We start from the raw sequence: 1,724 nt of genomic DNA, 5'->3' as shown, positions 1-1,724 counted from the left end.
GGGACCGACGTCGGCAGTCGGAGCCGCGGGCGACCGGCTCCACCGACGACCGGGGTCCGCAGCGGGCGACCGGGCTCGGCCGGTCCGGGGCCGACGACCCGCGGTCAGGCGGCCTTGATGAACGCCTCGACGGCGTCGGCGACGAGCTGCACGGCGATCGCCGCGAGGAGCAGACCGGCGATCCGGGTGACGAGGATCGTGCCCGACTCCCCCAGCACGCGGTGGATGACGTTCGCGAACCGCATGGCGAGGTAGAGGCAGACGTGGACCGCGAGGACGCCGAGCGCGATGGCCACCCAGTCGGCCGCGGACCCGTCGGACTGGGTCACGAAGACCATGGTCGCGACGATCGCACCGGGACCGGCGAGCAGCGGCGTGCCCAGCGGGACGAGCGCGACGTTGACGTTGGTGTTGCCCGACGGCTGCGGCTCCTCCATCTTGCCGGTCAGCAGCTCCATCGCGACGAGCAGCAGGAGCAGGCCGCCGGACGCCTGCAGCGCGGGCAGCGAGACGTGCATGTAGCTGAGCAGCGACTGGCCGAACAGCGCGAACGCCACGACGACCCCGAACGCGACGGCGACGGCCTGCCGGGCGGCGCGGTTGCGCTGCACCCGGGACATCGCGCTCGTCAGCCCGAGGAAGATCGGCACGGTCCCCGGGGGGTCCATGATGACGAACAGCGTGATGAACACCGACGCGAACAGGTGCACGTCGAGGACGTCCGACACGCGGCCTCCTTATCCTCCGAGCACCGGCAGACGCCCCTGCTCCTCGATGGCCGCCAGGACGTGCGGCTCGGTGAGATTCTCCCCCAGCCGGTTGACCTTCCCGGTCCCGTGGTAGTCGCTCGACCCCGTGACGAGCAGTCCGAGGCGCTCGGCGATCGCCGTGAGGCGCTCGACCTGGGCCGGCGAGTGGTCGCGGTGGTGGACCTCCAGCCCGGCGAGGCCGGCGTCGGCGAGCTCGTCGAAGACCTCGTCCGGCACGACCCGTCCGCGCGCGTCGGCGCCGGGGTGCGCGAAGACCGGCACGCCCCCGGCCGCCCGGATCGCCCGCACGGCGGAGGCCGCCGACGGCGCGTAGTGCGGCACGTGGTACGGGCCGTCGGACCGCAGCAGGTGGGCGAACGCCGCCGACCGGTCCGGCACGACGCCCCGCGCGACGAGCGCGTCGGCGATGTGCGGGCGGCCCACCACGACGGCGTCCGCGCTGTGGTCCAGCACGTCCTGCCAGGTGATCGGCACGTCGGCCGCGAGCAGCTCGACCATCGCCTCGGCGCGGTGCACGCGCGAGCGCCGCGACCGCTCGAGCTCACGACGCAGGGCGGGCGCGTCGGGGTCGTGCAGGTAGGACAGCACGTGCACGCTGATGCCCGCGGACCTCGCGGAGACCTCGGTGCCGCGCACGAGCCGCACGCCGTGCCGGGCCGCCGCGTCCGCGGCCTCGTCCCACCCGATCGTCGTGTCGTGGTCCGTCAGCGCGACGACGTCCAGGCCGGCGCGCGCGGCCGCCGCCACCAGGTCGGCCGGGGCGTCCGTGCCGTCCGACGCCGACGAGTGGGCGTGCAGGTCGATGCGCATCCGCACACCGTAACGGCGCGAGCGACGAGGCCCGGGCGGCCGCCGATGGGACAATGGCGCGATGACCACGGAGCCCACGCCCGAGACCGCCACCCCCGCCGTCGACCCGGCCGTCGCGCACGGCGACGAGCAGCCCCTCGCGGA

At 74.8% G+C, this 1,724-nt stretch carries 2 protein-coding genes; both read right to left on the bottom strand.

Annotated elements, in window-relative coordinates:
* Positions 1 to 104 precede the first annotated feature (104 nt).
* Positions 105 to 728, bottom strand: a complete 624-nt coding sequence (locus HGA02_RS18540) for a MarC family protein (RefSeq protein WP_124343159.1) — start codon at positions 726 to 728, stop codon at positions 105 to 107.
* Positions 729 to 737: 9 nt separating this feature from the next.
* Positions 738 to 1,580 carry a PHP domain-containing protein gene (locus tag HGA02_RS18535; RefSeq protein ID WP_168680787.1) on the bottom strand — a complete coding sequence of 281 codons (843 nt, stop codon included), beginning with the start codon at positions 1,578 to 1,580 and terminating at the stop codon, positions 738 to 740.
* Positions 1,581 to 1,724: the final 144 nt, after the last annotated feature.

This window comes from Cellulomonas septica, assembly GCF_012396155.1.
Lineage (GTDB): Bacteria > Actinomycetota > Actinomycetes > Actinomycetales > Cellulomonadaceae > Cellulomonas > Cellulomonas septica.
This window is presented reverse-complemented; position numbering and strand designations above follow the sequence as displayed.